The organism is Actinoplanes aureus (assembly GCF_015704865.1).
GTDB lineage: Bacteria > Actinomycetota > Actinomycetes > Mycobacteriales > Micromonosporaceae > Actinoplanes > Actinoplanes aureus.
On the sequence record NZ_JADQTO010000001.1, the window covers coordinates 467190 to 492026 of the forward strand.

Consider the following 24837-nt stretch of genomic DNA (forward strand, 5'->3'; position numbering starts at 1 on the left):
GACCCGGGAATCCCGCACACTGCTCAGGTGACCGAACTGACGTACCCCGAAGTGGGATCGACCCGGACCCGGCAGCTCCCGGCCGGCTACCGCCACCTTCGCTACCGGACCCGGATCGGCGCGGGCGAGGCGGTCCTGCGCCGCGCCGGCGCGGCGATCCTCACCTTCGGCATGCATCGTGCGACCGGCGCGCGGATCCGCACCGACGCCGCGCGGGCGGAGCCCGGCGTGCGCCTCACCGTCCGGCTCGGGCCGCTCGACGCGCCCTGCCAGGTGGTCTGGGTGGTCGAGGAGACCGACCGGATCGGATTCGGGTACGGCACCCGCACCGGTCACCCGGCCACCGGCGAGGAGGCGTTCGTCGTGGAACGCGACGACCGGGACCAGGTGTGGTTCACGGTCACCGCGTTCAGCCGGCCGGCCGGGACGCTGATGCGGCTCGGCGGGCCGGTCGCGGTGCTCTTCCAGCACCTGTACGCGCGGCTGTGCGGCCGCGCGCTGCGCCGGGTGAGTACGGTGGCGTAGTGAGCACGACATCGGTCACCTGGTGGGGCCACAGCACGGTGTGGCTCGAGGACTCCGGCGTGACGCTGCTCACCGACCCGGTGCTCACCGATCGTCTCGCGCACCTGCGCCGGATGGCCGGACCCACCCCCCGGCTGGCCGGGCCGCCGGACGCGGTCCTGCTCTCGCACCTGCACGCCGACCATTTCCACGTCGCGTCGCTCAAGGCCGTGCCGGGCCGGCCTCTGCTGGTGGTCCCGCGCGGTGCCGCCGCTTTCGTCGCCAAGGCCCTGGGCCCCGAGGTGGCCGAGCGCTGCGTGGAGCTCGCGCCGGGCGACGACACGACCATTTCCGGGGTACGCGTACGCGCCGTCCCCGCCCGCCACGACGGCGGCCGGGGCCCGTGGTCGCGGGAGCGGGCGGTCGCCGTCGGCTTCATGGTGGAGGGCGCCGCCCGTACCTGGTTCGCCGGCGACACCGGCCTCTTCGACGAGATGCACGACTTCGGGCCGCTGGACCTGGCGCTCATCCCGGTCGGCGGCTGGGGCCCGACGCTCGGCTCGCACGGCCACCTGGACGCGGCCGACGGCGCGGAGGCGCTGCGCCGGGTGAAGGCCTCCTGGTCGGTGCCGGTCCACTACGGCACGCTCTGGCCGATCGGTTTCGGACGCGTCCGCCGGCACATGTTCGATGAGCCGGGAGCCCGGTTCGCCGAGCACGCGGCACGGACCTCCCCGGACACCCGGGTCCGGGTGCTGACACACGGGGAGACCCTCACCGTGGAGCCGGCGGCGTGATCGAGGAACTGGCCGCTCTGGGCTGGCTGCTCCTGGTCGTAGCGTTCGGTGCGATCGTGCCGGTGGTGCCGACCGGTGCGGCGGTCAGTGGGGCGGCCGCGCTCGCCTTCCACGAGCATCCGCTCACCATCGGGCTCGTGGTCGCGGCGGGTGCCGCCGGGGCGTACGCCGGCGACCTGGTGATGTACGCGATGTGCCGGTTCGGCGGCGAACAGCTGGCCCGGCGGCTGCGCTGGCTGCGCGACGACGAACACCTCACCGGGGTGAAGGACCGGCTCAAACAGAAGCAGGTCCCGGTGCTGCTGGTGTCCCGGCTGATTCCGGGCGGCCGGGTGCCGGTGCTGCTGGCGGCCGCCTTCGTGGGCATCTCCTGGCGCACCTTCGTGGTCGCCAACCTGCCGGCCTGCGCCCTCTGGTCCGGCGTGTACGCCACGATCGGCCTGGCCGGCGGCTCGATCTTCCCGGAGCCGTGGCAGGGCGTGGTGGCCGCGGTGATCGTGATCCTGATCGTCAACCAGACGCTGACCTGGTTCCAGAAGCGCCGGACCAGGGCGGGTACCACTCCTAGTACTTCAGGTGCGTCCGGGTGAGCTTGGCGACCCGCTCCACCATGGAGATGCCGGCGGGCATGGTCTGGTTGGCGTGCGAGAGCACCGCGATCGAGACGTCGGTGTCGTCGCCGGTGATCCGCCCGACGGTGTTGATGATCCAGAGGTTGTTCTCGGTGGAGCGTGCCAGCCAGCCGTTCTTCACGGTGGTGCCCTCGCCGGTCCGCGCCGCCGCCGGCACACCCCAGTCCTGATCCTGGGCGACCGTGCCCATCAGCTTCTTCGCGTACGCCCGGGAGGCCTCGCTCAGCTCGCTCTTCTCGTCGACCAGCTCGCCGAGGAGCTTCACCTGGTCCTTCACCGTGGTCCGGGTCAGGCCCCAGGAACCGCTCACCTTGGTCTGGGTCAGGCCGAGCCGCTTGTTGCAGGCGCTGATCCCGCCGGCCCGGCCGAGCTGGCCGAACAGCGACGTGGTGGAGGCGTTGTCGCTGTACCGGATCATCTTGTCGGCGAGCGCCTTCTCACCCGCGGTGAGCTTGCGGTCGTCGTCCTGAGCGGTGAGCAACAGGCAGGCGAGGACCTGCACCTTCACCACGCTCGCCGTCTCGTAACGCTCGTCGCCGCGGTACGCGTACGTCTCACCGGTCTTGCGGTCCAGGACCGCGACCGAGAACTCCGGCTTGTCCGCCGCGTACTTCTTCAGGGCCGCGTCGAGTGCTTTCGCCCGCCGGGCGCGCTCCTGGGCCGCCAGCTCCTCCGGGCTGGGCCCGGTCGGCGAGGGCGAGGCCTTCGGTGAGGCCTGCGCGGCGCCGGACACGGGGACCTTGCCACCGCCGGTTTCCTCCTCGGTCATCCCCTTGGCCACGAGGACCGCACCCCCCAGGATGCCCACGGCGGCAATCGTCAGAATCAGGTTCCGGGTACGTCGCACCCATGCATAGTGCCGTGTTCGTGGCCGTTGATGCCGCCCGGAATGCTGTGTATTCCAGACTTTCGACCCTCGGCTGTGGTCCCGACACGCTCCGTCACCGAGGCCCGGGGTGCGGATCCGGCGCATCATGGGGGTATGGCATTCCTCGTGTCGCGAGCCGTCCAACTGTCCCGTGTCGCGCTGGCCGTACCCACGGCGGCGCTGGACCTCACCCGAACCGTGGCCGGTCAGGTGATCGAGACGGCGGCCGCGGCAGCGACCGTGCCGATACGCGCGGTGGGCCTGATCGGACAGGCCGAGCTGCTGATGAACCGCGTCAACCTGGCCGTCGCGCAGGCCGAGGATCTGATCACCCGGGTCTCCGCGGTGGCGACCGCGGCCGAGACCACCGTCGCCGAGGCGCGCGCCATCGCCACCGCGGCCGCGATCACCGTCGAGGAGGCGAGTTCGATCTCGGCCTCGGCCGGTGACCTGGTCCGGCGTGCCTCGGTCACCACCGAGGCGGCCGGCGTGATCGTGGGCGACGCCGCCGCGGCCGTTTCCGAGGTGAGCACCATCGCCACCGCGGCCACCAGCGCCATCACCGACGTCTCGGCCATCACCGCCGCCGCCTCGCAAGCGATCGACGAGGTCGCCGGGATCACTGCGGCCGCGTCCGGTGCGGTCACCGAGGTCGCGGCCCTCACCTCGGTCGCGTCCGGGGCGATCAGGGAGGTCGATGCCATCGCCGGCTCGGCGCGCGAGATCGTCGCGTCCGCCTCGGCGGTCGCCGACCGGGCCGACGCGGTGGTCGGGCGGGCCGACGCCACCGCCGCCCAGGTGGATGAACTGCTCAACGGATACGCGCCGACACTGCGCAACGCCGCCCCGCTCGCCGCCCAGTTCGTCTCCGAGCTGACTCCGGACGAGGTCACCGCCGCCATCCGGATGGTCGACCAGCTGCCGGCCCTGCGTGATCACCTGGTCAACGACGTGATGCCGCTGCTGAGCAAGCTCGACCGGGTCGGACCGGACCTGCACAAGCTGCTCGAGGTGACCGAGGACCTGCACCTCGCGATCGCCGGCCTGCCCGGCCTCAAGATGCTCCGCCGCCGCGGCGAGGAGCGCGTCAACGAGTGACCGGGGTCAGACGGCGAGGACGATGCCTTTCAGCTCGTAGGAGGCGATGTCCGGCCGGATGGTCACGGTGGGCTCCTGGATCAGTCGCAGGTTCGGCATGGCGAACAGCCTGCTCAGGAAGATGTCGGTCTCCTGAATGGCGATGTACGCCCCCGGGCAGCGGTGTGCGCCGTCCCCGAAGGACAGTCCCGCGTCGGCGACCCCGTCGGCCAGCGGGCGGCCGGGGCAGACCGCGCCCGGCTCCGCACCGACCGCCGCCACGTCCAGGTTGGTGGCGGCCACGCCCACGTCGACCCGGGCGCCGGACGGGATGGTGACGTCGCCGAGCGCGACGTCGGCCGTGGTCCAGCGCATCAGATCGGCGACGACCGGCTCCAGCCGGAGGATCTCGTGCAGGATGGCGGTCCGCTCGCCGTCGTCGCCGGTCGTGTAGCGCTCCCGCAGTGACTCGTCGGTGAGCAGATGCCAGGCCGCGACGGTGATGAACTCGCGGGTGGTGACCATGCCGGCGGCAGCGAACGTGACGCACTCGCCGAGGATCTCGGGTCGGGTGCAGCCCTCGTCCAGCAGGTGCGAGATGAGGTCGTCCCGGCGGTTGCGGCGGCGTGCGGCGATCGCCGGGCGGACGTCGCGCCAGAAGAACGAGAGCAGCGTGAAGTTGTTGAACGTCTGCTGCCGGGCGGCCGTCAGGCCGCGCGCGTCGGGGTCCGGGACGCGGAAGAAGCGGTCCAGCCGCTTCGCCATGTCGCCGCGGCCCTCGGTCAGCCCGACCACTTCGGCGGCGACCGCCACCGCGAGATGGAAGGAGAGCGTCGAGAGATCGGCGGCGCCGCGCCGCCGCAGGACCTCGCACTGCTGCTCGGCGAGACGGTGCATGAGATCCCGGTACGCCGCCTCGACCCGCTTCGGCGTGAAGTAGCGGGCGGTCTGGCGCCGGTGCTCGCGGTGCTCCGGCCCGTCCCGGTAGAGCACCGGCAGGCGCATCCGGCCCTCGAGACGCATCGCGTTCTCGATGCCGAGGCCGGCCTGCCGCGTGTCGGTGTGCCGCAGGAACTGGCGCGCGGTCGCGTAGTCCTGGATGTGCCACACCCCGTCGGCGTCGACACGTACGGGACAGCCGGGTGATCGCTGACCGCGGTGCACCTTGCGGTCGCTATCGACAGAGGTCATTCGTCGATTGTGAAACACCCACACATCACCCCGCCGCCCCGCCCGCCCGGCCGGTGCGGCGGGCGATGCTGAAGTAACCGCAACCACCACGCATCGCGCCCGCCGGTGGCGAGGGTCCGAAATCCACCAGGCGAAGCCGTAGTGGATTTCGGTGCCCTCGCCACCGGCGTCAAAGGGCGCGATGCCAGCGAGCCGAAGGCGAAGCCATCAAACTCAGTAGACGGACACTCCGTAGGCGCTCAGGGCCTCGGTGACCGGCTGGAAGAAGGTGGTTCCGCCGGTGGAGCAGTTGCCGCTGCCGCCCGAGGTGAGGCCGTACGCGGTGCTGCCACCGTAGAGCGGGCCGCCGCTGTCACCCGGCTGGGCGCAGACGGTGGTCCGGATCAGGCCGGACACCGAACCCTGGGCGTAGTTGACCGTGGCGTTCAGCGCGGTGACCCGGCCGGAGCGGGTGCCCGTGGTGGAGCCGCGGCGGTAGACGGTGGTGCCGACCGACGGGGTGGCCGCCCCGGTGATGTCGATCGAGGTGCCGACGCCACCGGTCTTGGTGATCGTGGTGTTGGTGTAGCGGACGATGCCGTAGTCGTTGCCGGGGAAGCTGCTGCCGGCCGTCGTACCGAGGGTCTGCGAGCCGTTGTTCCAGCTCGACGTGCCGCGCGTGCAGTGGCCGGCGGTCAGGAAGTAGTAGGTGCTGCCGCTACGCACGTTGAAGCCGAGAGAGCAGCGCCCGCTGCCGGAGTAGATCGCGTCGCCGCCGGAGATGGTGGTGCTGAACGTGCCGGAGACGGTCTCGATCCGGGCCGCGTCACCGAGCTTGGCGACGATCGCCTTGACCTTGGCGAGCTTGGCGCCGGTGACCGACTCGTCGACGCTCACCACGACCTGGTTGCTGACCGGGTCGACGGCGAAGGCGGTACCGACGGTCTTCAGGTTGGCCTTGAGGCTGTCGTCGGCGGCGGCCAGGACGGCGCCGCTGCGGGACACGAAGCGCGCGGTGGCGCCGGAGGCCTTGACCTCGGCCGCGGTGGCCGCGTCGGTCACGTTGACCACGACCTTGCCGTTCGCGTCCAGATAGGACCCGGCGTCACGGGCGCCGAGACGGGTGTCGAGGGATGTGGCCAGGGTCGAGGCGCTGGACGAGTCTGCGGCCGGGGCTGCCGCGGCGGGTGTGGCGGCGAGTCCGCTGCCGACAAGAACGCCGACCGCCAGGCCGACGATCGGTCGGCGAAGCTTCGGGTTGAGCACGGTTCCTCCCAGGGGGACGGGTGGCGTGGCGCGCCGATCCGGCGCACCCGTGCTCCGAGTATTTAAATTGATCAATGAACTGACAAGGACCCGTAACGATCTTCAGACAGCGATCAACAAGCCGCTGAGCTGCACGGAGGGGATCGCCATACTACGGGCTTATTACCCTTTCGGGATGAATAGATAAGAACGAAGCCGGCCGGCGGCCGGTCAGCCGCCGGCCGGCACGAGACAGCCGGACACCGGGATCGTTCCCCCTACTTGTCGACGACGACGATCGGGGCGTCGTCCGCGAGACGGTAGCCCAGGCCGTACACCGTGGTGATCAACTCCGGATCGTCCAACTTGGTACGCAACCGGCTGACGTGCACGTCGACGGTCCGGTTGGTGGTGTGCCGGTGCCCCCAGACGTGGGTGAGCAACTGGGCCCGGCTGAACACCTGCCGCGGGTGACGGGCCAGGAAGAGCAGCAGGTCGTACTCGAGGCGGCTGAGCTCGAGAAGCCGCCCACCGTGGAACGCCGTACGCGCACGAGGGTCCAGCCGGATCCCACCGGCGAACGGCTCAGTGATCCCCTCCAGCTCGACGGCGGCGGCCGGCCCGGCCGCGTCGACGAGCTCGCGCAGCGCGGCGAGGACCCGCTCCCGGCCGCCGGCACCACCCGCGATGCTGATCGTGACGGTGACCGGCGCCTCGTCTTCGCGCGCTTCCGGCGGGGGCGGGTCGGGCACGGGCCGCAACCGGGCGGGGCGGGGGTACGTGGCGTGCGGGTGCGCGACAGCGAGAGCGGTCATGGCTTCTCCTTCGACGGTCTGCGCCACCGATTGCGGCAGACGCACCGCAAGGATACATTTCCCATCTGTTAGATAGGTGAACTAGTTGCAGTGGCGGGCGTCATAACCACCGCAGTGGTAATTCCCCATCGGATTACTAGGATATGGGAACGCGTTGACTGCGACGTCTACCTGCAAGGACGGTGAAGGCATGCGAACCATGCCGCAGGACTCCCAATACCCGAGATCGCTCGTGGACGCCGACCTCTTCCGGAACCTGCTGCGCCGGCACGCCGCGGCGGTGGTGGTCATCACCGCGCCGGGCGAGACGCCGGCCGGATTCACCGCGACGTCGTTCACCTCGGTCTCCCTCGACCCGCCCCTGGTGTCGTTCTGCCTGGCACACACCGCGTCCGCGTGGCCTGCCGTCTCCGCCACCGACGTCGTCGCCGTGCACGTGCTCACCGAGGAGCAGGAGCACGTGGCGCGGACCTTCTCGACCCGCGGCATCGATCGCTTCGCCGCGCACGGCGACTGGGAGCAGGGCCCGGGCGGGGTGCCGCTACTGGGCGGCGTGCTGGCCCGGCTGGTCTGCCGGGTGGTCCGCCGGGTCGAGGCCGGCGACCACACCATCGTGCTGGCCTCCCCGGTCACCGGCACGGTCCACGACGACCGGGCGGCGACGCCGCTGGTCTACCACGACGGCACCTACACGAACCTGCGCCGGGCCGCCTGAGCGGCGAAAGACAGAAGTAACGGCCCAGAAGCGGGCCGAAGGAAGACACCAGGCCCCAGAAGGCGGGCCGGAACAGGGAGAGGAGGCGGACGACATGGCGGGAATCGTGGTGGTGTCCGGCAATCCGCGCGCCGGGTCACGGACGTCGGCGCTGGCCGTCGCGGTCGGCGAGGCCATCGCCGCACAGCTCAGCTCGCCCGAGCCGACGGTGATCGAGGTCGGCGCGCTGGGCGCGGGCCTGCTCACCCCGGGCGACGAGGCGACCAGGGCAGCGGTGGCCGCGCTCACCGAGGCACACCTGCTGGTCATCGCGACACCGACCTACAAGGGCAGCTACACCGGCGTACTGAAGGTGCTGCTGGACCAGCTGCCGGCCAAGGCGCTGGCCGGCAAGCTCGCGGTTCCCGTCGTCACGGCCGGTGTGGCGCCGCAGGCGGCCGCCGCCGAAGCCCTGCTCCGGCAACTGCTCGTGGAGCTGGGCGCGATCGCGGTCCGCCCCGGGCTGCCGGTGCTCGAGGCGGACCTGGGCGAGTCGGACGCGATCGCGCAGAAGTACGCGGCGGCCCTGGACTGGTGACTCAGCCGATCGAGAGGTGGTAGGTGCGCTCGACGGTGCGGCGCCACTCGTCGGTGAACCGCACCGTGACGGTGTACGCGGCACCCGCCCCGGCCGTGGTCACCCCGCTGATCAGCCCGGACGCGGACAGCGTCAGGCCGGGCGGCAGTTCACCCGCGGCCACCGACCAGGTGCCCCTGCGCGGGTCGGTCACGGCCAGCCGGGCCTCGTACGCCGTACCCGCGGACAGGTCCGGCAGCGTCTCCGTGGCGATCACCGGCGCGGTCACCCCCACCGGGATCACCACCGTGCGGGTGACCGAGCGGGGCACGTAGTCGGTGAACCGGACGGCCACCGAGTAGGTTCCCGGCCGCGTCGGCGTACCGCGCAGGAGTCCGCTGGAGGCGAGACTCAGGCCGGGCGGCAGGCTGCCGCCGACGATCTGCCAGGTCCCCCGGTTGCCGGGGGTCCGGCCGAAGGTGAACTGGTACGAACGGAACACGCTGGCCGTGGCCGCCTCGACGGTCGTGATCGCCGGAGCCTTCGGCGGCGGCGGGACGTAGAGCAGCCGGTCCGGCGAGCCGGCGCGGCGGGTGACCTTGCCCTTGGTGGCGTAGCCGACGAGCTTGGCGCGTACCTGGGCCGGGGTGAGCCCGGGCGCGGCGTCGAGCAGCAGTGCCGCGGCGCCGGCCACGTGCGGCGCCGCCATCGACGTGCCGCTGTACGTGCCCCGAGCACTGTTGCTGCCGGCCACGGCGGAGACGATGTTCACGCCCGGCGCGAAGATGTCGACCGCGCTGCCGTAGTTGGAGAACGAGGCGCGCCGGTCCTTGCTGTCCGTCGCCGCCACGGTGATCGCCTCGGTGACCCCCGCCGGGCTGCCCAGCACAGCGGGCATGTTCTCGTTGCCTGCGGCCACCACGAAGGTGACGCCCGAGTCGATCGCGTCACGCACCGCCCAGTCCAGCGCCGGGCTGAATTCACCGCCCAGGCTCAGGTTCGCGACGGCCGGGTGGACCGCGTGCGTGGTGACCCAGTCCACGCCGTCGATCACGTCGGAGAGGGTGCCCTCGCCCCGGCAGTCCAGCACCCGAACGGATACCAGCTTCGCCTTCTTCGCGACGCCGTACGAGCTGCCGCCGATCGTCCCGGCCACGTGCGTGCCGTGCCCGTTGCAGTCGTCGGCCTTCCGGTCGTTGCCGACGAAGTCGTAGCCGTACGACGCCCGGCCGCCGAACTGCTGGTGAGTGGTCCGGATCCCGGTGTCGATCACGTACGCGTGCACGTTGTCCCCGTCAGCGGACGGCAGGTAGGACTTCGACAGCGTCCGGCCCCGCTGGTCCAGCCGGTCCAGTCCCCAGGTCGGCTTCTTCTGCGTGGCGCTCAGGCGTACCACCCGGTCCTGCTCCACCGTGCGCACCGCCGGGTCGGCGGCGAGCCGCTGAGCCTGCGCGGCGGTCATCTCCGCGGCGAAGCCGGGAAACCGGCTGAAGGTGCGCAGCACCCGCCCGATGCCGAGGTCGCGGGCCGAGAGGCCGGCCGCCCGATGCTTCAGCGTCACGATGTACCGCCCGGTGGGAGCGGGCGGAGCGGCAACCGCGGGCGCCACCAGAGCGGTAGAGGCGACCACCGTCGCGGTGAGCAAAGAAGCAAGACGCATGTCCGGCGTGATCGGTCGGCCACGTCCCAGGTTGAGGGATGTACGCCGGGAAGTGCCGGCACCGGGTTAGCCTGACCGCTCCCCACCGGCGGAACCACCGAACCCTCCGCCGGTGGGGACCCTCAGGCGCGGTGGGCGAGCAGCGCCAGGCGTACCCGGTTGGGGCTGCCGGTCTTGGTCATCAGCGCGGTGATGTGGGTCTTCACCGTGGTCACCCCGATGTGCATGCGCTCGGCGATCTCGGTGTTGCTCAGGCCCTCGCCGACCAGGTCGAGGACCTCCTGTTCGCGTACCGTCAGATTCTCCAGCCGGCGGGGCGCCTCCGGCCGCGCGTCCACCGCGCGCCGCACCAGCCGGCGCAGCACGTCCTGGCTGAACGGGCTCTCCCCGGACGCGGCCAGCCGGATCCCGTTCAGCAACTCGGCCGGTGGCGCGTCCTTGAGCAGGAAACCGCAGGCACCCGCCTGGAGCGCCGGGTAGAGATGGTCGTCGTCGCCGAACGTGGTCAGCACCAGCACCCGGGCGGCCGGGCGGGCGGCGATGATCCGGCTGGTCGCGGTGATCCCGTCGACGCCCGGCATGCGCAGATCCATCACGATCACGTCGGGTGCCAGCCGGGTGGCCAGCTCGACCGCGGCACGGCCGTCGCCGGCCTCGCCGACCACCTCCATGCCGGGTTCGGCGTCGCAGAGCATCCGCAGGCCGGCCCGGATCAGTTGCTGGTCGTCGACGAGCAGGACCCGGATCACGCGGACTCCCCCGGCAGCATCGTGCCGACCCGCCAGCCCGTGCCGGCCGGTCCGGCGGTGAGCACCCCGCCGAGCACCTCCACGCGTTCCCGCATGCCGGTCAGCCCGTGCCCGCCGCCGGGCGGCACCTCCGGTGGTCCGGCGACGGCGAGCCCGCCGTCGTCGACGACCTCCCACCCGACGTCGGAACCGTCGACGGTCACCCGTAGCCGGGCCTTGGCCGACGCACCCGCGTGTTTCGCCACGTTTGTCAGTGCCTCCTGAGTCAGGCGGAGAACGGCGAGCCCGCGTACCGCGTCCAGGCCGCCGACCTCGGGGTCGATCTCGGCCTCCACGATCACGCCGGCCCGGCGGGCCGTCTCCACGGCACCGTCCAGGGCGGCGGGCAGCGCGGACGGGTCGATGGCGGTGAGGGAGGCGTCGCCGCGTACGCCGTCGTGGTCGCGCAGAACGGCGACCAGCCGCCGCAGATCCCCGAGGGCCGCGGTGCCGGTCCGGTGGACGTCGTCGAAGACCTCGGCCACCTTGGGGTCGAGGCCGGGCAGCACATGCCGGGCCACGCCGATCCGCAGAACCATCGAGGCGACGTGGTGGGCGACCACGTCGTGCAGCTCCCGGGCGATCGCGCTGCGCTCGTCGGCCCGGGCCGCCCGGTGCTCGGACTCGCGGCGCCGCTGCTCCTCCTCGGCCCGGCGGGCGGCCTGCACGCCGAGCTCCCGGGTGGTGCGCCCGACCGTACCGAGCAGCACCGGCAGGCCGAGACCGGTGGCCAGCCCGACGATCTCCTCGAACAGCCCGTCGGGGGACGCCGGCACCTCCAGCGCCAGGTAGACCACGGCCACCAGGGCGGTGCCGGCCCACACGTAGGCGTACCGCGGCGCCCAGAAGGCCAGCTCGCCCAGCGCCCACGCGGTGCCGACCTTGTTGATCGTCGTGTCGGCCAGGATGGCCAGGGCCACCGCGAAGAGAGCGGTCTGTGCTACCAGGCTCCACACCCGCCACCGGTTCAGCAGCAGCCCGGCGGCGAAGGCGAGGACCGCGAGCACCCACTGCGGGCCGGTCGGCGGGTTCTCGGTCTGGCAGGTGACGAGCAGGTAGGCGAGGCCGCTGAGATCGAGCAGCAGCATGCGCGGGAACGTCTCCCGTACGTTGAAGAGGCGGCCCGCCCAGCTCATGTCGATCAGCCTAGGCGCTGCGGCCACCGGGGACGCACCGCCAGGTAGGCGGCGAGGCCGAGCGGCCCGAGCAGGATGGTCAGCAGCAGGATCGGCGCCATCAGCAGAGCCGGCACGCCCCGCTCCCGGCTGTCCAGGTAGGACCACCGGCCCACGAACAGGTCGAAGGCGATCATGTGGGCCCACCCGGCGGCCGCGCCGTCCGCCGTACCGAGCAGCTCCCGGATCCCGCCGAGGGTCGGGTTGACCACCGCCGGGAACACCTCGCCGAAGGCCGGGATCACCAGCAACGCGTAGATCACCACGATCGGCAGCACGATCAGCGGACTCGACACGACGCGGGTGGTCCACGACCATCCCGGCAGCAGGATTATCAGCGCCCAGAACGGGGCGGCCAGCAGAAACGTCAGGTTGAACAGGATCTCGGTCATGTCGCCTTCCGGATTACGGCCGCGGCCGACGCCACGGTCACCGCCGCCAGGGCGGCGAACGCGGCCAGGGTGAGTACGTCCGGTCGCAGCAACGGTTGCGCCCGCAGCGCCTGCCAGGTCAAGAGCAGCACCAGTACGGTGTACGCGCTCCCGGCGATCAGCACCAGCCGGCCACGCACCCGCTCGGTCCAGCCGGTCCACCGGCCCAGCGCGTACGCCAGCAGCGGCAGCGCCTGCAGCGCGTGCAACCCGACGAAGTGGCTGATCCGCAGGTCACCGCCGGTGGTGCTCCACCCGGTGAGCGGCATTCCCGGCCCACCGTCCGGTACGCCGACCGAGTGCGCCCCGATCGCTCCACCGGCCGTCTCCTGCGAGGTCATCAGGAACGCCAGACCCATGCCGAGCAACGAGATCCCCAGCCCGAGCCGGATCGCGTAGGCGGCCACCCGGTCCGGGATCCGCTGGCGCAGCACGCTGATGCCGATCACCACCTGGGCGAAGAACAGCACCATGATCGAGGTGCCCATGGCCGACCAGAGCACCGCGTCGAACGGCGTGGCCACGTTGTAGTGGCTGGTGGTGCCGCGGGCCACCTGGAGCACGATGATGGCCAGTTCGAGGACGGTCACGCCGACGATCGTCACGCCGGCCCACTCGGCCGGGCGGCTGCGGCGCGGCAGGACCGCCAGCATCCAGGCGAGCGTCCAGGCGTAGACGGCGAACGAGACGGCGAACTTGAAGGGCTTCAGCCAGATCGGCACGCCGGTGAGGACCCGGTCGTCGACGAAGATCCCGGCGGCGGAGACGACGGCCAGCACCACGCACGCCGCGGTGAGCCAGAGCAGCGGGCGGTTCCAGCGGACCGGACCGCGCAGGGCGGGCAGGTGCCCCGCGGTGTACGAATCGATGGTGGTCATGCACGCAGCGTCTCGCCCCGCGGGGCCCGGATCGACCGACCGCGGGCCGCACTGTCGGCCAGTCGTCGGAGTCCCTCTCCTACCCAGGTAGGAGAGGGTGATACTGACGCGGTGCATCACACCCCCGGCCTGACCGATTTCCCCGCGGACGACAACGGACGGCGCAGCAGCAGCGCGTTCGGTCGTACCGTCGTCGCCGACGCCCTGCGCCACATCGATCCGGCCGCCGCCGCGGCCGCGGAGCACGAACCGGACTGGCGGCGCGGCTACCTGCGCCACTTCCTGGCCCTCGTGGAGGCGGGACTCGCCGACGACGGTGCCGCCGGATACGAGATCGCCGAGGCCGGCCTGGACTCGGTGCACGCCCGGATGCGGTACCGGCGCGACGACGGTGAGTTCACGCTGGCGCAGGCTCTGCTGGCGGTCCCCGAGCAGCCGCTGGAGACGGTCGAGGTGACCGGTTCCGCGGAGCCGGAGCGCGAGCTGGTCCTGCCGTACCGCGGGGAGCAGCTGCGCGGCGACCGGCTGAACCGGCAACTGGACACCTGGGTCGGGGCCGGCGTCGTCGAGGAGTCGTGCGCCGAGGCGGTACGTGAGGTCGCCGCCTCCCCGGACTGGCTGGACCTGAGCGACCAGTATCTGGTGGCGCTCGGTGCCGGGGCGGAGATGGGGCCGGTCGCGTCGGTCCTCGGCTGGGGCGGCACGGTGCTCGCCGTCGACCTGCCCCGCGACGATCTGTGGCAGCGGATCAGCATCGCGGCGTCGAGTAGCGCAGGGCGGCTGGTCGCTCCGGTCAAGGGCAGCGGGACACCCGGGGCCGACCTGCTCAGCGATCTCGGTGCGGTGGCGCAGTGGCTGCTCGGGTTCGACGGCCGGCTGATCCTCGGCAACTACGGGTACGCGCCCGGGGCGGCGTATCCCCGGCTGGCGGCGGCGGTGGACGCGCTCGGCGTACATCTGCGGCAGCAACGTCCGGACACCGCGCTCGCCGTGCTCGCCACACCCACCGACGTGTACGCGGTCCCGGCCGGCGCCGTCACGCAGGGCCGGGCCCGTTACCGGGACCGTTCCCGGCTGGCGAGCGTGACCGGCGCAGTCTCCGGTGGCCGGCTGCTGCGGCCCAACTACCCGTGTGACGTGGCCCCCGGCATCAACGACAGCCTGGTACCGCAGCAGGGTCCGAACTACGCGCTCGCCAAACGCATCCACCGCTGGCGCGCCACCCTCGGCCGTCGCGACGGCGTGGTCAGCTTCGCGGTCGCTCCGCCGACCCGTACCCGTTCGGTGATCAGCAACCGGTTGCTCGCCGCCGCGTACGCCGGCGCGCATCTCTTCGGCGTCGAGATCTTCGAGCCCGCGACGGCGAGCAAGCTGATGGCCGCGCTGATGGTGCACCAGATCCGCAAGCCCCGCCCGGCTCGGCCGGCCGCCTGGGAGGACGAGGCGATCGCCGCGGCACACGGCGGCCTGTGGCGGGTCGCCTACCACCCACGGACCGCCCTCCCGCTGGCCGCCGTCCGCGGCCTGCTACCCCGTTGACGACGGCCGGGATCGTGCTGGCGGCCGGCGCGGGCCGCCGGTACGGGATGCCGAAAGCCCTGGTCCGGCACGGCGACCGGCTGCTCGTGGAGCACGCCGCCGGCACCCTGCGCGCGGCCGGCTGCGAACGGATCGTCGTGGTCCTCGGCGCGGCCGCCGACGAGGTGATCAAGGCCGCGCCCGGCCTGCCGGAGACGGTGATCAACCCGGACTGGGCGACCGGGATGGCCTCGTCGCTGAAGACCGGTCTCGCCGCACTGACCGCAACCCCGGCGGCCGCGGCCGTGGTGCTGCTCGTCGACATGCCCGGCGTGACCCCGGAGGCGGTCCGCCGGGTGATCGCGCATTCCGCACCGGACGCGCTGGTGATGGGCGGATACGGCGACCGGCGTGGTCACCCGGTGCTGCTCGGCCGCGACCACTGGGCCGGGGTGGCCCGGACCGCGACCGGGGATCGCGGGGCCCGCGACTACCTCCGCTCGCACGACGTGCGGACGGTCCCGGTCGGCGACGTCGCCGACGACCACGACATCGACACTCGGTGACCTCACGGTCGCAGAAAATTACGAGCAACCTTTCTGCCGTCGCCGCACACTATTGGTATCGACAGCCTCATTCTCGCACCATTATCGGGCACTTTATTAATTGATTTCCAAAGTTGACACCGGCCATTCCCGCGGCTCAAAATCGGCCGGTGTTCAAGAATATTCGCAAGCGGTGGCAAGCCGGTGTGGTCGCGATCGCCGCACTCGGCCTCGGAATCGGCGCGGTGGTCCACACCCAGGGCGCCTCGGCGGCGTCCTTCCCGTCGGCCACCGGCACGGTGAAACTCACCGCCAGCAAGCCGGTGTCCGGCACCCTGGACGGCGGCCTGAAGCGGTATCAGGGCAGCGGCGCGCTGGGCAGCGAGTCGCAGGACGAGGGCCAGGACCCGCTCTTCGTGCTGGCCGACGGCGCCACCCTGAAGAACGTGATCATCGGCTCTCCGGCCGCCGACGGTGTCCACTGCCTCGGCAGCTGCACGATCTCCAACGTGTGGTGGGAGAACGTCGGCGAGGACGCGGCCACCTTCAAGGGCGGCTCCAGCGCCAGGTACGCGGTGACCGGCGGCGGCGCCAAGTCGGCCGACGACAAGGTGTTCCAGCACAACGGCGGCGGCACCGTGACGATCAGCGGTTTCCAGGTCAGTGACTTCGGCAAGCTGTACCGGTCCTGCGGCAACTGCAAGACGCAGTACAAGCGCGCGGTCGTGGTGAAGAACGTGACCGTCACCGCACCGGGCAAGAGCCTGGTCGGGATCAACACCAACTACGGCGACACCGCCACCCTCTCCGGCATCACCATCGTCGGCGACAGCAAGAAGAAGATCTCGATCTGCGACCGGTTCACCGGCAACAAGACCGGCGCGGAGCCGACGAAGACCGGCAGCGGGGCGGACGGCACCTACTGCAAGTACACCAGCGCCAATCTCACCTACAAGTAGCCGGCGAGGTCCCGCAGGGACCTGATCCGATGTGGTTCGTCGTACGGGCCGCTCCCCTGCCGGTCCAGGTGCACCGCTCGCAACCCGGCGGTCCGCGCCGCCAGTACGTCGAACTCGTGCCTGTCGCCGACGCTGAGCACTTCCCCTGGTGCTATCCCCCAGCGGGCGCAGGCCTGCCGGAAAGAGGCCGGGTTCGGTTTGGCCACACCTAACTCCTCGGGTGTGTAGACCAGACCGATCCCGGCCATTCCCATTGCGGCGAGTTTCGCCCGCTGCTGCTCCGAAGAGCCATTGGTGAGAACGGCGACCGCCAGTCCGGCCGCGGACACCGCGGCGAGCGCGTCGAAAGCGTCGTCGTACGCCCGGTACGCCGATTGATAAGCGCGTAGAAAACCGTCGAAAACAAGATCGAGCTCGGTTTCGGCGTACGAAATCCCGACGATCGGCAGGAAATCGCGGAGCCGGCGGCGGCGCTGCTCGCGGAAGTCGATCTCCCGCCGCCGCCAGGCGGCCAGATGCCGCTCGGCGATCTCGTCCCAGAGCGCGTGCGTCTCCGGGGAGTAGGCCACCCCGAGTGACGGCAGCCAGGTCCGCAGGGCCGCGGAGACCGAGCCGTCGTGGTCGCCGAGCGTGCCGTCCAGGTCGAAGAGCACCCCGCGCAAGATCATGCGGAGACGGTACGGGCGCGCAGCCGGCGAAGCATCCGGGCGTCTCCGAAGCCCACCGCCCGGGCCGCCGCCTCCACCGTGGAACCGTGCCCGATCAGGTATTCCGCCCGTTCCACCCGCAGGAGCTGCTGGTAGCGCAGCGGAGTCCGCCCGGTCGCGACGGTGAAGAGGCGGGTCAGGGTCCGTTCGCTCACCCCGGCCGCGGCGGCCAGCTCGGCGAGGAGCAACGGCTCGGCGAAGGCGGCGTCGATCCGGTCCTGCACCCGGTGCACCACGTCGCTGAGATGCGCCCGATGCCGCAGCATCGCGCTGTGCTGCCGCTCATCACCGTTGCGCCGGGCGTAGACCACCATCTCGCGAGCGACCCGGGCGGCCACGGCCGGCCCGTGCCGGAGCGCCACCAGATGCAGCGCCAGGTCGATGCCGCTGGCGATGCCCGCGGAGGTGACCACCCGGTCGTCGGAGACGTAGAGCACGTCCCGGACCACGGTGGCCGCCGGATACCGCCGCGCCAGCCGGTCCTGAAGATCGTGGTGGGTGGTGCACCGCCGGCCGTCCAGCAGGCCGGCCCGGCCCAGCGCGTCGGTGCCCGCGCAGACGCTGGCCACCGTGCCACCGGCCGCGTGGTGCGCGGCGATCCGGTCCAGCGTCTCGGCGGTGAAGAAGCCGTAGCCGTCCCGCCAGCCCGGCACCAGCACGAGGTCGTCGGCGGTCAGCCGGGGCCACTCGAGGTCGGCCTGCACCGCGATGCCCTGCCAGGTCGGCACCGATGGCGTCTCGGCCACGTAGCCGAGCCGGTAGTCCGGCGCGGTGGAGAACACCTGCGCCGGTCCGGCCAGGTCGAGCAGGTGCACCTGCGGAGTCAGCACGAAGACCACCTGGCGCACGATCCGGTCACCCCCCGACGAGCTCCGCCACGGTACGGATCGTGGCGAACCGGCCGGCCAGCGCGTACTCGGTCCGGGCCACCACGTCCTCGGCGGAGAGCGTACGCGAGTCGGCCAGCAACTCCTCGACGGTCTGCTCGGCCGGGGCGTCCCGGTGCGGGATCGGGAAGGTCGCGGTGGCGTCGGTGACGTACGTGACCTGATAACCCAGATCGGACGCGACCCGGGCGGTGGTCTCCACGCACTGCTCGGTGCGCAGGCCGCAGACGGTCACCGCCCGGACCCCGGCGACGGTGAGCCGATGCTGCAGGTCGGTGGTGGTGAACGCGTTGTGCACGGTCTTCACCAGCACCGGCTCACCGGGCGCCGGCGTCAGCTCGTCCACCACGCGCACGAAGCCGCTCTCCGGGTCGAAGACACCCCCGGTGCCGGGCTCCGAGTGCACCACCCAGATCACCGTGTCACCGGCGGCCCGCGCGGCCTCCACCAGCAGCCCCACGTTCTTCACCACGTCCGGGTTGTTGACGGTCGCCCAGAGCGGCCGGGCGCGGAAGGATTCCTGGACGTCGATCACGACGAGTGCGTTGGTCATGCTTCGATTCAACGCCGCCGGCCGGGCCGGGATAAGGCACCATCACGACCCGGCCCGGAACGATCCGGTCACGCCTGCCGGCGTAGGCGGGCGGCCGAGCGGGAGCGGGCGTACTCGAGAAGGCGCTCCACCTCGGCGGCCGTCGCCGGGCCGGGGTTGACGACGCTTCCCCAGCCCTGCACCGCGTACGCGGGGTGCGGGATCAACCGGTCCGCCTCGGTGAAGTCGATCTCGTCGCGGTGCGCGCTGAACTCCTCGGGACCGTAACCGAACAGCGCCTTGAACTCGGACCGCCCGAGTTCGATGTTGAGCCGGTACGCACCCGGGCGGTCCAGCCGGGACCGGGTGTCGAAGTCCGGGATGTCGTGCCCGACGATCGTGGCGAACGGGCGGTTCCGGTCCGCTCCGGCGAAGAAGAACCGGTCGCCCCAGACGTACTCGGGCATCCCGGAGTCCGGCTCGATCCGGTGCTGGGCGACTCCGGGCAACTCCATGATCCGCGCCGCGGTCTCCGCCGCCGGATCGTCGCCGGAGCCGACGTGCAGAACGGCCTCGCACCCCTCGACCGTCCCGGTGTCCAGTGGGAAGTACCGCTGCTCGGCCGTCACCCGGGGCTCGCCGCGCAGCTGCCCCGGCGGAAACCAGCCGGTCCCCTCGCCGAGAGAACCCTCGAACGTCTCCGGCGCGGGCGGCTCCAGCCCGAGCGACGGGCTCGCTCCCAGACTTCCGGCGACGAACACGTACGCCGCGCCGAGCAGAGCCGACACCGTCGCCCCCGCGCTGAACCACTCCAGGTCCATCCCGGCCAGTTCCCACCGGCTCGGATGGCGTTGCAGGTGCCGGTTGTGCGCGAAGACCAGGGTCGGTCCGCGGTCGTGCTCCAGCTCGCGGATGTCGAGCAGGTTCCGGGCCATCAGCGCGTCCCGCACGCCGAGCATCCGGGACGTCCGCTCGGCCGGTGACGCCGGGTCGGCCGCCACCGCGTGGTAGCGGAGCAGGCCGAGGGCGGCCGTGCCGGCGGCCCGCGCTCGCTGCCAGGCCGGGAGCGACGTCGACTCGATGAGGCGTGGCGCGTCCGCGTACAGCTGGGTCAGAAGATCGTCGGTCCGGACCCGCAGCGCGGCAGCCTCGGGCGACCGGCCGATCGATCGCGTCGCGTCCATCTGCGCCGCCGGGTCGCTCCAGCGACCCTCGTCGCCGATCAGCCGATCCAGGTCCGATGCCGGTACGCCCAGATAGTCGCGCAGTTGCCGCAGATACCGTCCCGGGCTCGCCGCCGACATCATCTCCAGCGGCGCGTCGAAGCCGTGGAAGGAGACCTGCTCGGCCGGCGGCACCTTCTCGTTGTGGGCCCGCAGCCAGCCGACCAGTTCCCGGTTGCCGGACAGGTATCCGAGGCCGTGGCTGAGGCCGGCCGTCAGGTCGACGGAATCGGACCGGCCGCGCACGTAGTCGTCCACAGCGAAGGCGGCCATCCGGTCCGACTCCAACACGATCGACCGGAAGCCGTGCTCGACGAGGACTCGGAGGATCTCGTTGCGCAGGCGCGGGAACGCGGGCTCGAGATGCGTGGGCTCGCCCAGGCCCAACAGTTGCGGCGCCCGCGACTCGAGGAGCGAACGAAGCTCGGATTCGAAAGCCATGACTTTCACCGTATCGTTGAACTTGCTGTTGAGAGTCCGCCAGCACTCTGCCTCGGGAGGGCCGTCTGAAGTCTCAAAACGGAGTGCATCGGCCGGTGGATCTGGCCCGGTTGCACGGCCTCTCCGTCCAGGCGATCCGCAACTACGAGCGGGACGGCGTGATCCCGGCCGCGCGGCGCACCGCGAGCGGCTACCGGGTCTACACCGACCTGCATGTGGGCGCGCTGGGCGCCTATCTCGCGCTGGTCCGGGGGTACGGGTACCGCACGGCCGGCGTCGTGATGCGGGCGGTGGACCGGGACGACCCGGAGTCCGCCTACGCCGCGATCGATGCCGCGCACGTCCAACTACAGCGGGACCGGGAGACCCTGGCAACCGTCGCGTCGGCCGCCACCGTGCTGGCCGCTGCCTCGCCGTCCGAGCCCGGCGACCGGCCGCTCCCGGTCGGCGCCGTCGCGCACCGGCTCGCCGTCACCCCCGCGACGCTGCGCAAATGGGAACGGGCCGGGATCCTGGTACCGCGGCGGGACCGCTTCCACCACCGGGTCTACTCCCCCGACGACGTCCGCGACGCCGAACTCGCACACCTGCTGCGGCGCGGCGGCTACCGGCTCGACCACATCGCCGCAGTGCTACACCAGGTACGCGACGCCGGCGGCCCGGAACCCCTCGCCGGTTCGCTGGCCGGCTGGCAGGAGCGGCTCACAGCCCGCGGCCGGGCCATGCTGACCGGCTCGGCCCGGCTCGCCGACTACCTCGACCTGCGAGACCCCTTCTGAGTCGAGGTCTGCATGGCGCGGACGTACGCCGCCCCGCCCGTGGGGGTTACGGGCGGGGCGGCGGTCTGGGGGGATCAGTGCGGGTAGTCGCGGTAACTACCGGTGTAGTAGTCCCCGACCTTCTCCCGGTACTCCGGCGTCTCGAAGGTCTCCTTGTCGTACTCCGGAGAGCTCTTGATCTGCTCCTTCGTACGGTCCACGTAGACCTTTCGCTCCGTGTGGTCGACGGTCTGCACCGTGCCGGCCGGCAGGAGAACCTTCCGTCCGAAGATCCACGGTCCGGTGTCGACTACCAGGAACGCGCTACCGACGTCGTAGCTGGCCTGGTCGATCGAGCCGATATGACCATCGGTCGCCTCGACCTTGTAACCGACCAGGTCCACGCCGGTCCGCCCGCCTTCTTCGACGCTGTCCGCGGCAGCCGGGTCGTAGGTGCCGGCCAGGCTGGAGGGGTCACGCCAGGACCACGGGGTGAACGGCGTAGGTTGCATCACGGCCTCCTCAAATCGATGAATCTGCCGTTGTCCAATCCGTACCCGGCCCTCCGCGGAGCCAAACTAACGGTTGATGTCGCCCCCCGAGAGCGCCGCCAGATCCGCGCGGGTGGGCAGGCCCTCGCAGTCCCCGGGCACGGTCACCGCGAACGCGCCGGCCGCGATCGCCGTCCGCAACCGTTCCAGGGCAGCGGCCCCGGTCTGCCGGTCGGCCAGGTATCCGGCCACGAAGGCGTCACCGGCGCCGACCGGGTCGACCGCCGTCACCGGGAGTGCGGGCACCTCGTGCCGGACCCCGTCGATCAGGGCCACGCATCCCCGTGCTCCGTCCTTGACCACCACCTCGGACGGACCGAGTTTCGCCAGGCCCTCCACCGGGTCCGGGGAGTCCACGAAGATGGCCGCCTCGTCCGGGCCGGCGAAGACCACGTCGGCGCGGCTCACCAGGTCACGCAGCACCGGGGCGGCGTCGAACCGGGACCAGAGCTTGCTGCGGTAGTTGACGTCGACCGAGACCGGCACCCCGGCCGAGCGGGCCGTCTCCACCGCGTGGAAGACGGCGGCCCGGGCGGTGTCGCTCAGCGCGGTGGTGATGCCGGTGACGTGCACGATCCCGGCCGCCTCGATCTCGGCGACCGGGACGTCGGCCACGGTGAGGCGGGACCCGGCGCTGCCCGAGCGGTGGTAGTCGGCGTGGATGAACTGGCCGGACCGCTGGAACCGGATCATCAGTCCGGTGAACGCGTCGTCGGGGATCGCGATCGTGCGTACCCCGAAGGAGCGCAACCGGGAAGCGATGAGCGCGCCCATCGCATCCGGGCCGATCCGGCCCAGCCAGGTGGCGGCGCCGCCGAGGCGCGCCACACCGACCGCGACGTTGCTCTCCGCCCCGGCGACACCGAGCGTGAATCCGCGCGCGCTCTCCAGCGTGCCGATGCCGTCGGCGACGAAGATGCCCATCGCCTCGCCGAGCGTGAGGATCCCTGGCCCACTCATGAGCGTGCGAAAGCGACCGCGTCCGCGGCGTGCCGGGCCCGGGTGGCGAGGGCGGTGAGACTGCCGCCGGTGGCGGCGTCGCCGATCAGCGGGCTGCCGAGGCCGACCCCTACCGCACCAGCGGCGATCCACTTCGAAATGTCGTCGAGGCCGATCCCACCGGTCGGCAGGATCCGCACCTGGGGCAGCGGCCCGGCCAGGTCCTTCAGGTAGCCGGGGCCGAGGCCGCCGGCCGGGAAGAGCTTGACCAGCGGCGCGCCGGCCGCGTGCGCGGCGTAGACCTCGCTGGGCGTGAACGCGCCGGGGTAGTGCGGCACTCCGAGCTCGCCGTAGGTGCCGCCGACCGGCGACACCAGGAAGGCGGCGCCCGCGTCGACGGCGGCCTTGGCGTCGTCGGAGGTCAGAATGGTGCCGGCCCCGATCACCACGGAGTCCGGCAGCTGGCGGCGTAGGCCGGCGATCGCCTCGATGGCGCCCTGCGAGGTCAGGGTGACCTCCAGGGCGGTGATGCCGGCGGCGACCAGGACGTCGGCCACCGCGGCGAAGCCGTCGGAGGTCGGTGCTCGGAGGATGGCGACGAGGCCGCTGTCGACGATGGCGGCGGAGACAGGATCGAGGGGCGAACGTTGATCGGTCACCCTTCGATCCTGCCGGATGCAACCGTTTGCAGTAAGACCTCAGCCGCCGATCAGGCGCCCGATGGTCTGCAGGATGTCGGCGTAGAACGTGCCGCCGATGCTGCGGAAGAGCTGGAACGGCTTGTCCGGGCTGCCGAAGAACGGCCGCAGCGTCCAGGCGAGCTGGGTGCCGACGAAACCGAACAGCAGGATCCAGATGTAGAGCAGCGTCATGCTGGCCGGACGCTCGCCGGGCGGCAGCTCGCCCGGGCGGCCACCGATGTCGGAGAGCCGCTTGACCGGGGCGGGCGCGGTCAGGACGGCGCCGTTCTCCTTCGCCGCGGCCGGCTTGTCGGCCGGCAGCTCGACCGCCGGGGGCAGCGCCGGCGGCCTCGAGGCGACCTTCAGCTGGTGGTCGTTGAGTGCGGTCATCCCGGCGGTGAGGAAGCGCAGGCCGACCAGCGCGGTGAGCACCAGGATCGCGACGTTGAGCAGCTTGAAGAACGGATAGCTCTGCGCCGTGATCAGGAAGAACAGGCTGATCGGGGCGAACGCCAGGGTGAGCACCGCGGTCACGGTGATGGTCACCATGATCAGCGTGAGTGCCTGGAGAACCGACAGCTTCGCACCGAAGACCAGATTGAACAGATAGAGCGTCGGCAGACAGATGGCGAGCGTGGCGAGGAACAGCAGCGGCAGCTTGACGAACGACGAGACCGCCTGGAGCGGGCCGTTCGACGCGCCGAGGACCGCACCGTAGAGCGCGAGGCTCAGTGCCGAGCTGGTCAGCATCTGAACGGTCAGCTGCTTCAGGTCACGCTCTTCGATTATCTGCCGCCAGATCCCGTCGCGATCGCGGAGTAACCGCTCGATCACGAGGAGGCTGCTCCCGGTGGGGTTCGCCATCATGACTCCCGAGGTGGTGGGGGAAAAGTCGGTGGAGGGCTACCCTGTCGCCGTGACTGACCCAACGCTCAGGGCCTCCGACGCAGAACGGTACCGTGTCGTCGCAATGCTTGAACAGCACGCGGCCACCGGTCGACTCACCTTGGACGAGTACGCCGAACGCGTCGACCGGGTGCTGGCCTGCCGAACGCACGGCGATCTGGCCGCCGTCACGGCGGACCTCCCGGCTGATCCGCCCGCCGAGGAGGACAACCGTCACCTGCTGTGGGCGTTCCTCGCCGCCGCGCTCGTGCTCGCCCTCTTCACGGTCGTGCTGACGCTGGCCCGCTGAGCGTCAGCCGCGCTCGGGATCCGTTCCGCTGATCGTCACCGGGCGGCGGAGCAGGCCACGTACCACCCCGTTCAGCGCGCGGGCCGGCTCCGGCGGTACGTCCCGGATCCCCAGCTCCTCCCGGATCGCCGCTTCGAACTGCTGCATCACCAGCGGAACCTGGGCGATCAACTCCCGGAAGTGGATCTGCGGCTGGACACCGACCACCCCGGACGGATTCATCTCGCTGTGCAGCCGCTCCAACTGGAGGTGCACGGCCAGCGCGGCACTGCGTACCGGGCCGGAGGCGAGCAGCCGGACCGGCATCAGGGCCGGGCCGATCTGGTCGAGGTAGGACAACGCGCTCGGCGGTTTGTCGCCGGCCTCGTACGCCGCGCGCAGCCGGTGGGTGGCCCGCTCGAACGCGGTGAGCAGCTGCACGTAGGCGGTCTTGCGTTCCTCGTACCACTGCCGGGTGCGGCGCTGCCGCTTCAGCAGATTGTCGTTACGGGCGGTGACGAGCAACGCCACCAAGGCCCCGGCCAGCGCGAACACGACGGCCACGAGGGGCAGTCCCCACCACGGGATCTGAGACACCCGTTCACCGTATCG

Annotated in this window: 29 protein-coding genes; 11 read left to right on the forward strand and 18 right to left on the reverse strand. The window is 71.5% G+C overall.

The features are described from left to right. The first annotated feature begins 27 nt into the window (after positions 1-27). From I4J89_RS02090 to I4J89_RS02100, 3 genes are read left to right on the forward strand one after another with little or no spacing between them, the layout of a single operon-like run. Positions 28-525, forward strand: coding sequence for a DUF1990 domain-containing protein (locus tag I4J89_RS02090; RefSeq protein WP_196412055.1), 498 nt, complete (start codon positions 28-30; stop codon positions 523-525). Further along, the gene (locus I4J89_RS02095; RefSeq protein WP_196412056.1) at positions 525-1301 is read left to right on the forward strand and encodes an MBL fold metallo-hydrolase; all 777 of its coding nucleotides are present in this window, start codon (positions 525-527) and stop codon (positions 1299-1301) included. The genes I4J89_RS02090 and I4J89_RS02095 overlap by 1 nt, the downstream gene beginning before the upstream one ends. After that, entirely contained in the window at positions 1298-1891 is a 594-nt protein-coding gene (locus I4J89_RS02100) for a DedA family protein (RefSeq protein WP_309238150.1), read from the forward strand. The genes I4J89_RS02095 and I4J89_RS02100 overlap by 4 nt, the downstream gene beginning before the upstream one ends. Here I4J89_RS02100 and I4J89_RS02105 read toward each other — a convergent pair. Further along, positions 1866-2741 (reverse strand): serine hydrolase, encoded by an 876-nt coding sequence (locus I4J89_RS02105; RefSeq protein ID WP_309238151.1) that lies wholly within the window; start codon positions 2739-2741, stop codon positions 1866-1868. The genes I4J89_RS02100 and I4J89_RS02105 overlap by 26 nt on opposite strands. 174 nt (positions 2742-2915) lie before the next feature. Here I4J89_RS02105 and I4J89_RS02110 point away from each other — a divergent pair, with 174 nt between their 5' ends. Then, positions 2916-3899 carry a hypothetical protein gene (locus I4J89_RS02110; protein ID WP_196412057.1) on the forward strand — a complete coding sequence of 328 codons (984 nt, stop codon included), beginning with the start codon at positions 2916-2918 and terminating at the stop codon, positions 3897-3899. Between the two features lie 6 nt (positions 3900-3905). Here the strand turns inward: I4J89_RS02110 and I4J89_RS02115 are convergent, their stop codons facing one another. The 3 genes from I4J89_RS02115 to I4J89_RS02125 form a co-directional block, all read right to left on the reverse strand. Then, the gene (locus tag I4J89_RS02115) at positions 3906-5069 is read right to left on the reverse strand and encodes a cytochrome P450 (protein WP_196412058.1); all 1164 of its coding nucleotides are present in this window, start codon (positions 5067-5069) and stop codon (positions 3906-3908) included. A 213-nt stretch (positions 5070-5282) separates the two neighbouring features. Then, complete coding sequence (locus tag I4J89_RS02120; RefSeq protein ID WP_196412059.1) at positions 5283-6314, reverse strand: S1 family peptidase; 1032 nt, start codon at positions 6312-6314, stop codon at positions 5283-5285. A gap of 257 nt (positions 6315-6571) precedes the next feature. Continuing rightward, positions 6572-7108, reverse strand: coding sequence for a winged helix-turn-helix domain-containing protein (locus tag I4J89_RS02125; RefSeq protein WP_196412060.1), 537 nt, complete (start codon positions 7106-7108; stop codon positions 6572-6574). Positions 7109-7298: 190 nt separating this feature from the next. Between I4J89_RS02125 and I4J89_RS02130 the strand changes: the two genes are divergently transcribed. Together I4J89_RS02130 and I4J89_RS02135 are read left to right on the forward strand one after the other, a co-directional pair. Further along, a complete protein-coding gene (locus tag I4J89_RS02130) occupies positions 7299-7823 on the forward strand; it encodes a flavin reductase family protein (RefSeq protein ID WP_230858174.1) in 525 nt (174 codons plus the stop codon). 94 nt (positions 7824-7917) lie between these two features. Next, entirely contained in the window at positions 7918-8400 is a 483-nt protein-coding gene (locus tag I4J89_RS02135) for an NADPH-dependent FMN reductase (protein WP_196412061.1), read from the forward strand. A gap of 1 nt (position 8401) precedes the next feature. On the opposite strand, the gene I4J89_RS02140 is transcribed toward I4J89_RS02135, so the two are convergent. The 5 genes from I4J89_RS02140 to I4J89_RS02160 form a co-directional block, all read right to left on the reverse strand. Further along, positions 8402-10039, reverse strand: coding sequence for a S8 family peptidase (locus I4J89_RS02140; RefSeq protein WP_196412062.1), 1638 nt, complete (start codon positions 10037-10039; stop codon positions 8402-8404). A gap of 122 nt (positions 10040-10161) precedes the next feature. Further along, a complete protein-coding gene (locus I4J89_RS02145; RefSeq protein WP_196412063.1) occupies positions 10162-10788 on the reverse strand; it encodes a response regulator transcription factor in 627 nt (208 codons plus the stop codon). Then, on the reverse strand, positions 10785-11963 hold the full coding sequence (locus I4J89_RS02150; RefSeq protein WP_196412064.1) for a sensor histidine kinase: 1179 nt from the start codon (positions 11961-11963) through the stop codon (positions 10785-10787). The genes I4J89_RS02145 and I4J89_RS02150 overlap by 4 nt, the downstream gene beginning before the upstream one ends. A 5-nt stretch (positions 11964-11968) precedes the next feature. Then, positions 11969-12394, reverse strand: coding sequence for an ABA4-like family protein (locus tag I4J89_RS02155; protein WP_196412065.1), 426 nt, complete (start codon positions 12392-12394; stop codon positions 11969-11971). Beyond that, on the reverse strand, positions 12391-13311 hold the full coding sequence (locus I4J89_RS02160) for a hypothetical protein (RefSeq protein ID WP_196412066.1): 921 nt from the start codon (positions 13309-13311) through the stop codon (positions 12391-12393). Before I4J89_RS02160 ends, I4J89_RS02155 begins: the two co-directional genes overlap by 4 nt. A 111-nt stretch (positions 13312-13422) precedes the next feature. Here I4J89_RS02160 and I4J89_RS02165 point away from each other — a divergent pair, with 111 nt between their 5' ends. From I4J89_RS02165 to I4J89_RS02175, 3 genes are all read left to right on the forward strand, one after another. Then, positions 13423-14850, forward strand: coding sequence for a hypothetical protein (locus I4J89_RS02165; RefSeq protein WP_309238152.1), 1428 nt, complete (start codon positions 13423-13425; stop codon positions 14848-14850). Next, entirely contained in the window at positions 14847-15395 is a 549-nt protein-coding gene (locus I4J89_RS02170; protein ID WP_196412067.1) for a nucleotidyltransferase family protein, read from the forward strand. Before I4J89_RS02165 ends, I4J89_RS02170 begins: the two co-directional genes overlap by 4 nt. Before the next feature lie 149 nt (positions 15396-15544). Further along, positions 15545-16333 (forward strand): pectate lyase, encoded by a 789-nt coding sequence (locus I4J89_RS02175; RefSeq protein WP_309238153.1) that lies wholly within the window; start codon positions 15545-15547, stop codon positions 16331-16333. On the opposite strand, the gene I4J89_RS02180 is transcribed toward I4J89_RS02175, so the two are convergent. The 4 genes from I4J89_RS02180 to I4J89_RS02195 all read right to left on the reverse strand — a co-directional run bounded on the left by I4J89_RS02180 (position 16324) and on the right by I4J89_RS02195 (position 20123). After that, on the reverse strand, positions 16324-17001 hold the full coding sequence (locus tag I4J89_RS02180) for an HAD family hydrolase (RefSeq protein ID WP_196412068.1): 678 nt from the start codon (positions 16999-17001) through the stop codon (positions 16324-16326). The two genes, I4J89_RS02175 and I4J89_RS02180, sit on opposite strands and share 10 nt — an antisense overlap. Continuing rightward, on the reverse strand, positions 16998-17888 hold the full coding sequence (locus I4J89_RS02185) for a GlxA family transcriptional regulator (RefSeq protein WP_196412069.1): 891 nt from the start codon (positions 17886-17888) through the stop codon (positions 16998-17000). Before I4J89_RS02185 ends, I4J89_RS02180 begins: the two co-directional genes overlap by 4 nt. Before the next feature lie 7 nt (positions 17889-17895). Next, positions 17896-18480 (reverse strand): cysteine hydrolase family protein, encoded by a 585-nt coding sequence (locus I4J89_RS02190; RefSeq protein WP_196412070.1) that lies wholly within the window; start codon positions 18478-18480, stop codon positions 17896-17898. Positions 18481-18548: 68 nt separating this feature from the next. Beyond that, a complete protein-coding gene (locus I4J89_RS02195) occupies positions 18549-20123 on the reverse strand; it encodes a DUF6194 family protein (RefSeq protein ID WP_196412071.1) in 1575 nt (524 codons plus the stop codon). Between the two features lie 83 nt (positions 20124-20206). On the opposite strand from I4J89_RS02195, the gene I4J89_RS02200 reads away from it, so the two are divergent. Then, a complete protein-coding gene (locus I4J89_RS02200; protein ID WP_196412072.1) occupies positions 20207-20902 on the forward strand; it encodes a TioE family transcriptional regulator in 696 nt (231 codons plus the stop codon). A gap of 74 nt (positions 20903-20976) precedes the next feature. Here the strand turns inward: I4J89_RS02200 and I4J89_RS02205 are convergent, their stop codons facing one another. From I4J89_RS02205 to I4J89_RS02220, 4 genes are all read right to left on the reverse strand, one after another. Next, a complete protein-coding gene (locus I4J89_RS02205; protein WP_196412073.1) occupies positions 20977-21393 on the reverse strand; it encodes a PRC-barrel domain-containing protein in 417 nt (138 codons plus the stop codon). A gap of 66 nt (positions 21394-21459) precedes the next feature. Beyond that, a complete protein-coding gene (locus I4J89_RS02210; RefSeq protein ID WP_196412074.1) occupies positions 21460-22392 on the reverse strand; it encodes a sugar kinase in 933 nt (310 codons plus the stop codon). Further along, positions 22389-23030: a bifunctional 4-hydroxy-2-oxoglutarate aldolase/2-dehydro-3-deoxy-phosphogluconate aldolase gene (locus tag I4J89_RS02215; protein WP_196412075.1), complete on the reverse strand. Its 642-nt coding sequence runs from the start codon at positions 23028-23030 to the stop codon at positions 22389-22391. The genes I4J89_RS02210 and I4J89_RS02215 overlap by 4 nt, the downstream gene beginning before the upstream one ends. Before the next feature lie 39 nt (positions 23031-23069). Next, on the reverse strand, positions 23070-23885 hold the full coding sequence (locus I4J89_RS02220) for a hypothetical protein (RefSeq protein WP_309238154.1): 816 nt from the start codon (positions 23883-23885) through the stop codon (positions 23070-23072). A gap of 31 nt (positions 23886-23916) precedes the next feature. Here I4J89_RS02220 and I4J89_RS02225 point away from each other — a divergent pair, with 31 nt between their 5' ends. Beyond that, positions 23917-24246 (forward strand): DUF1707 SHOCT-like domain-containing protein, encoded by a 330-nt coding sequence (locus I4J89_RS02225; protein WP_196412077.1) that lies wholly within the window; start codon positions 23917-23919, stop codon positions 24244-24246. A gap of 3 nt (positions 24247-24249) precedes the next feature. Here I4J89_RS02225 and I4J89_RS02230 read toward each other — a convergent pair whose 3' ends face one another. Then, a complete protein-coding gene (locus I4J89_RS02230; protein ID WP_196412078.1) occupies positions 24250-24822 on the reverse strand; it encodes a hypothetical protein in 573 nt (190 codons plus the stop codon). Positions 24823-24837: the final 15 nt, after the last annotated feature.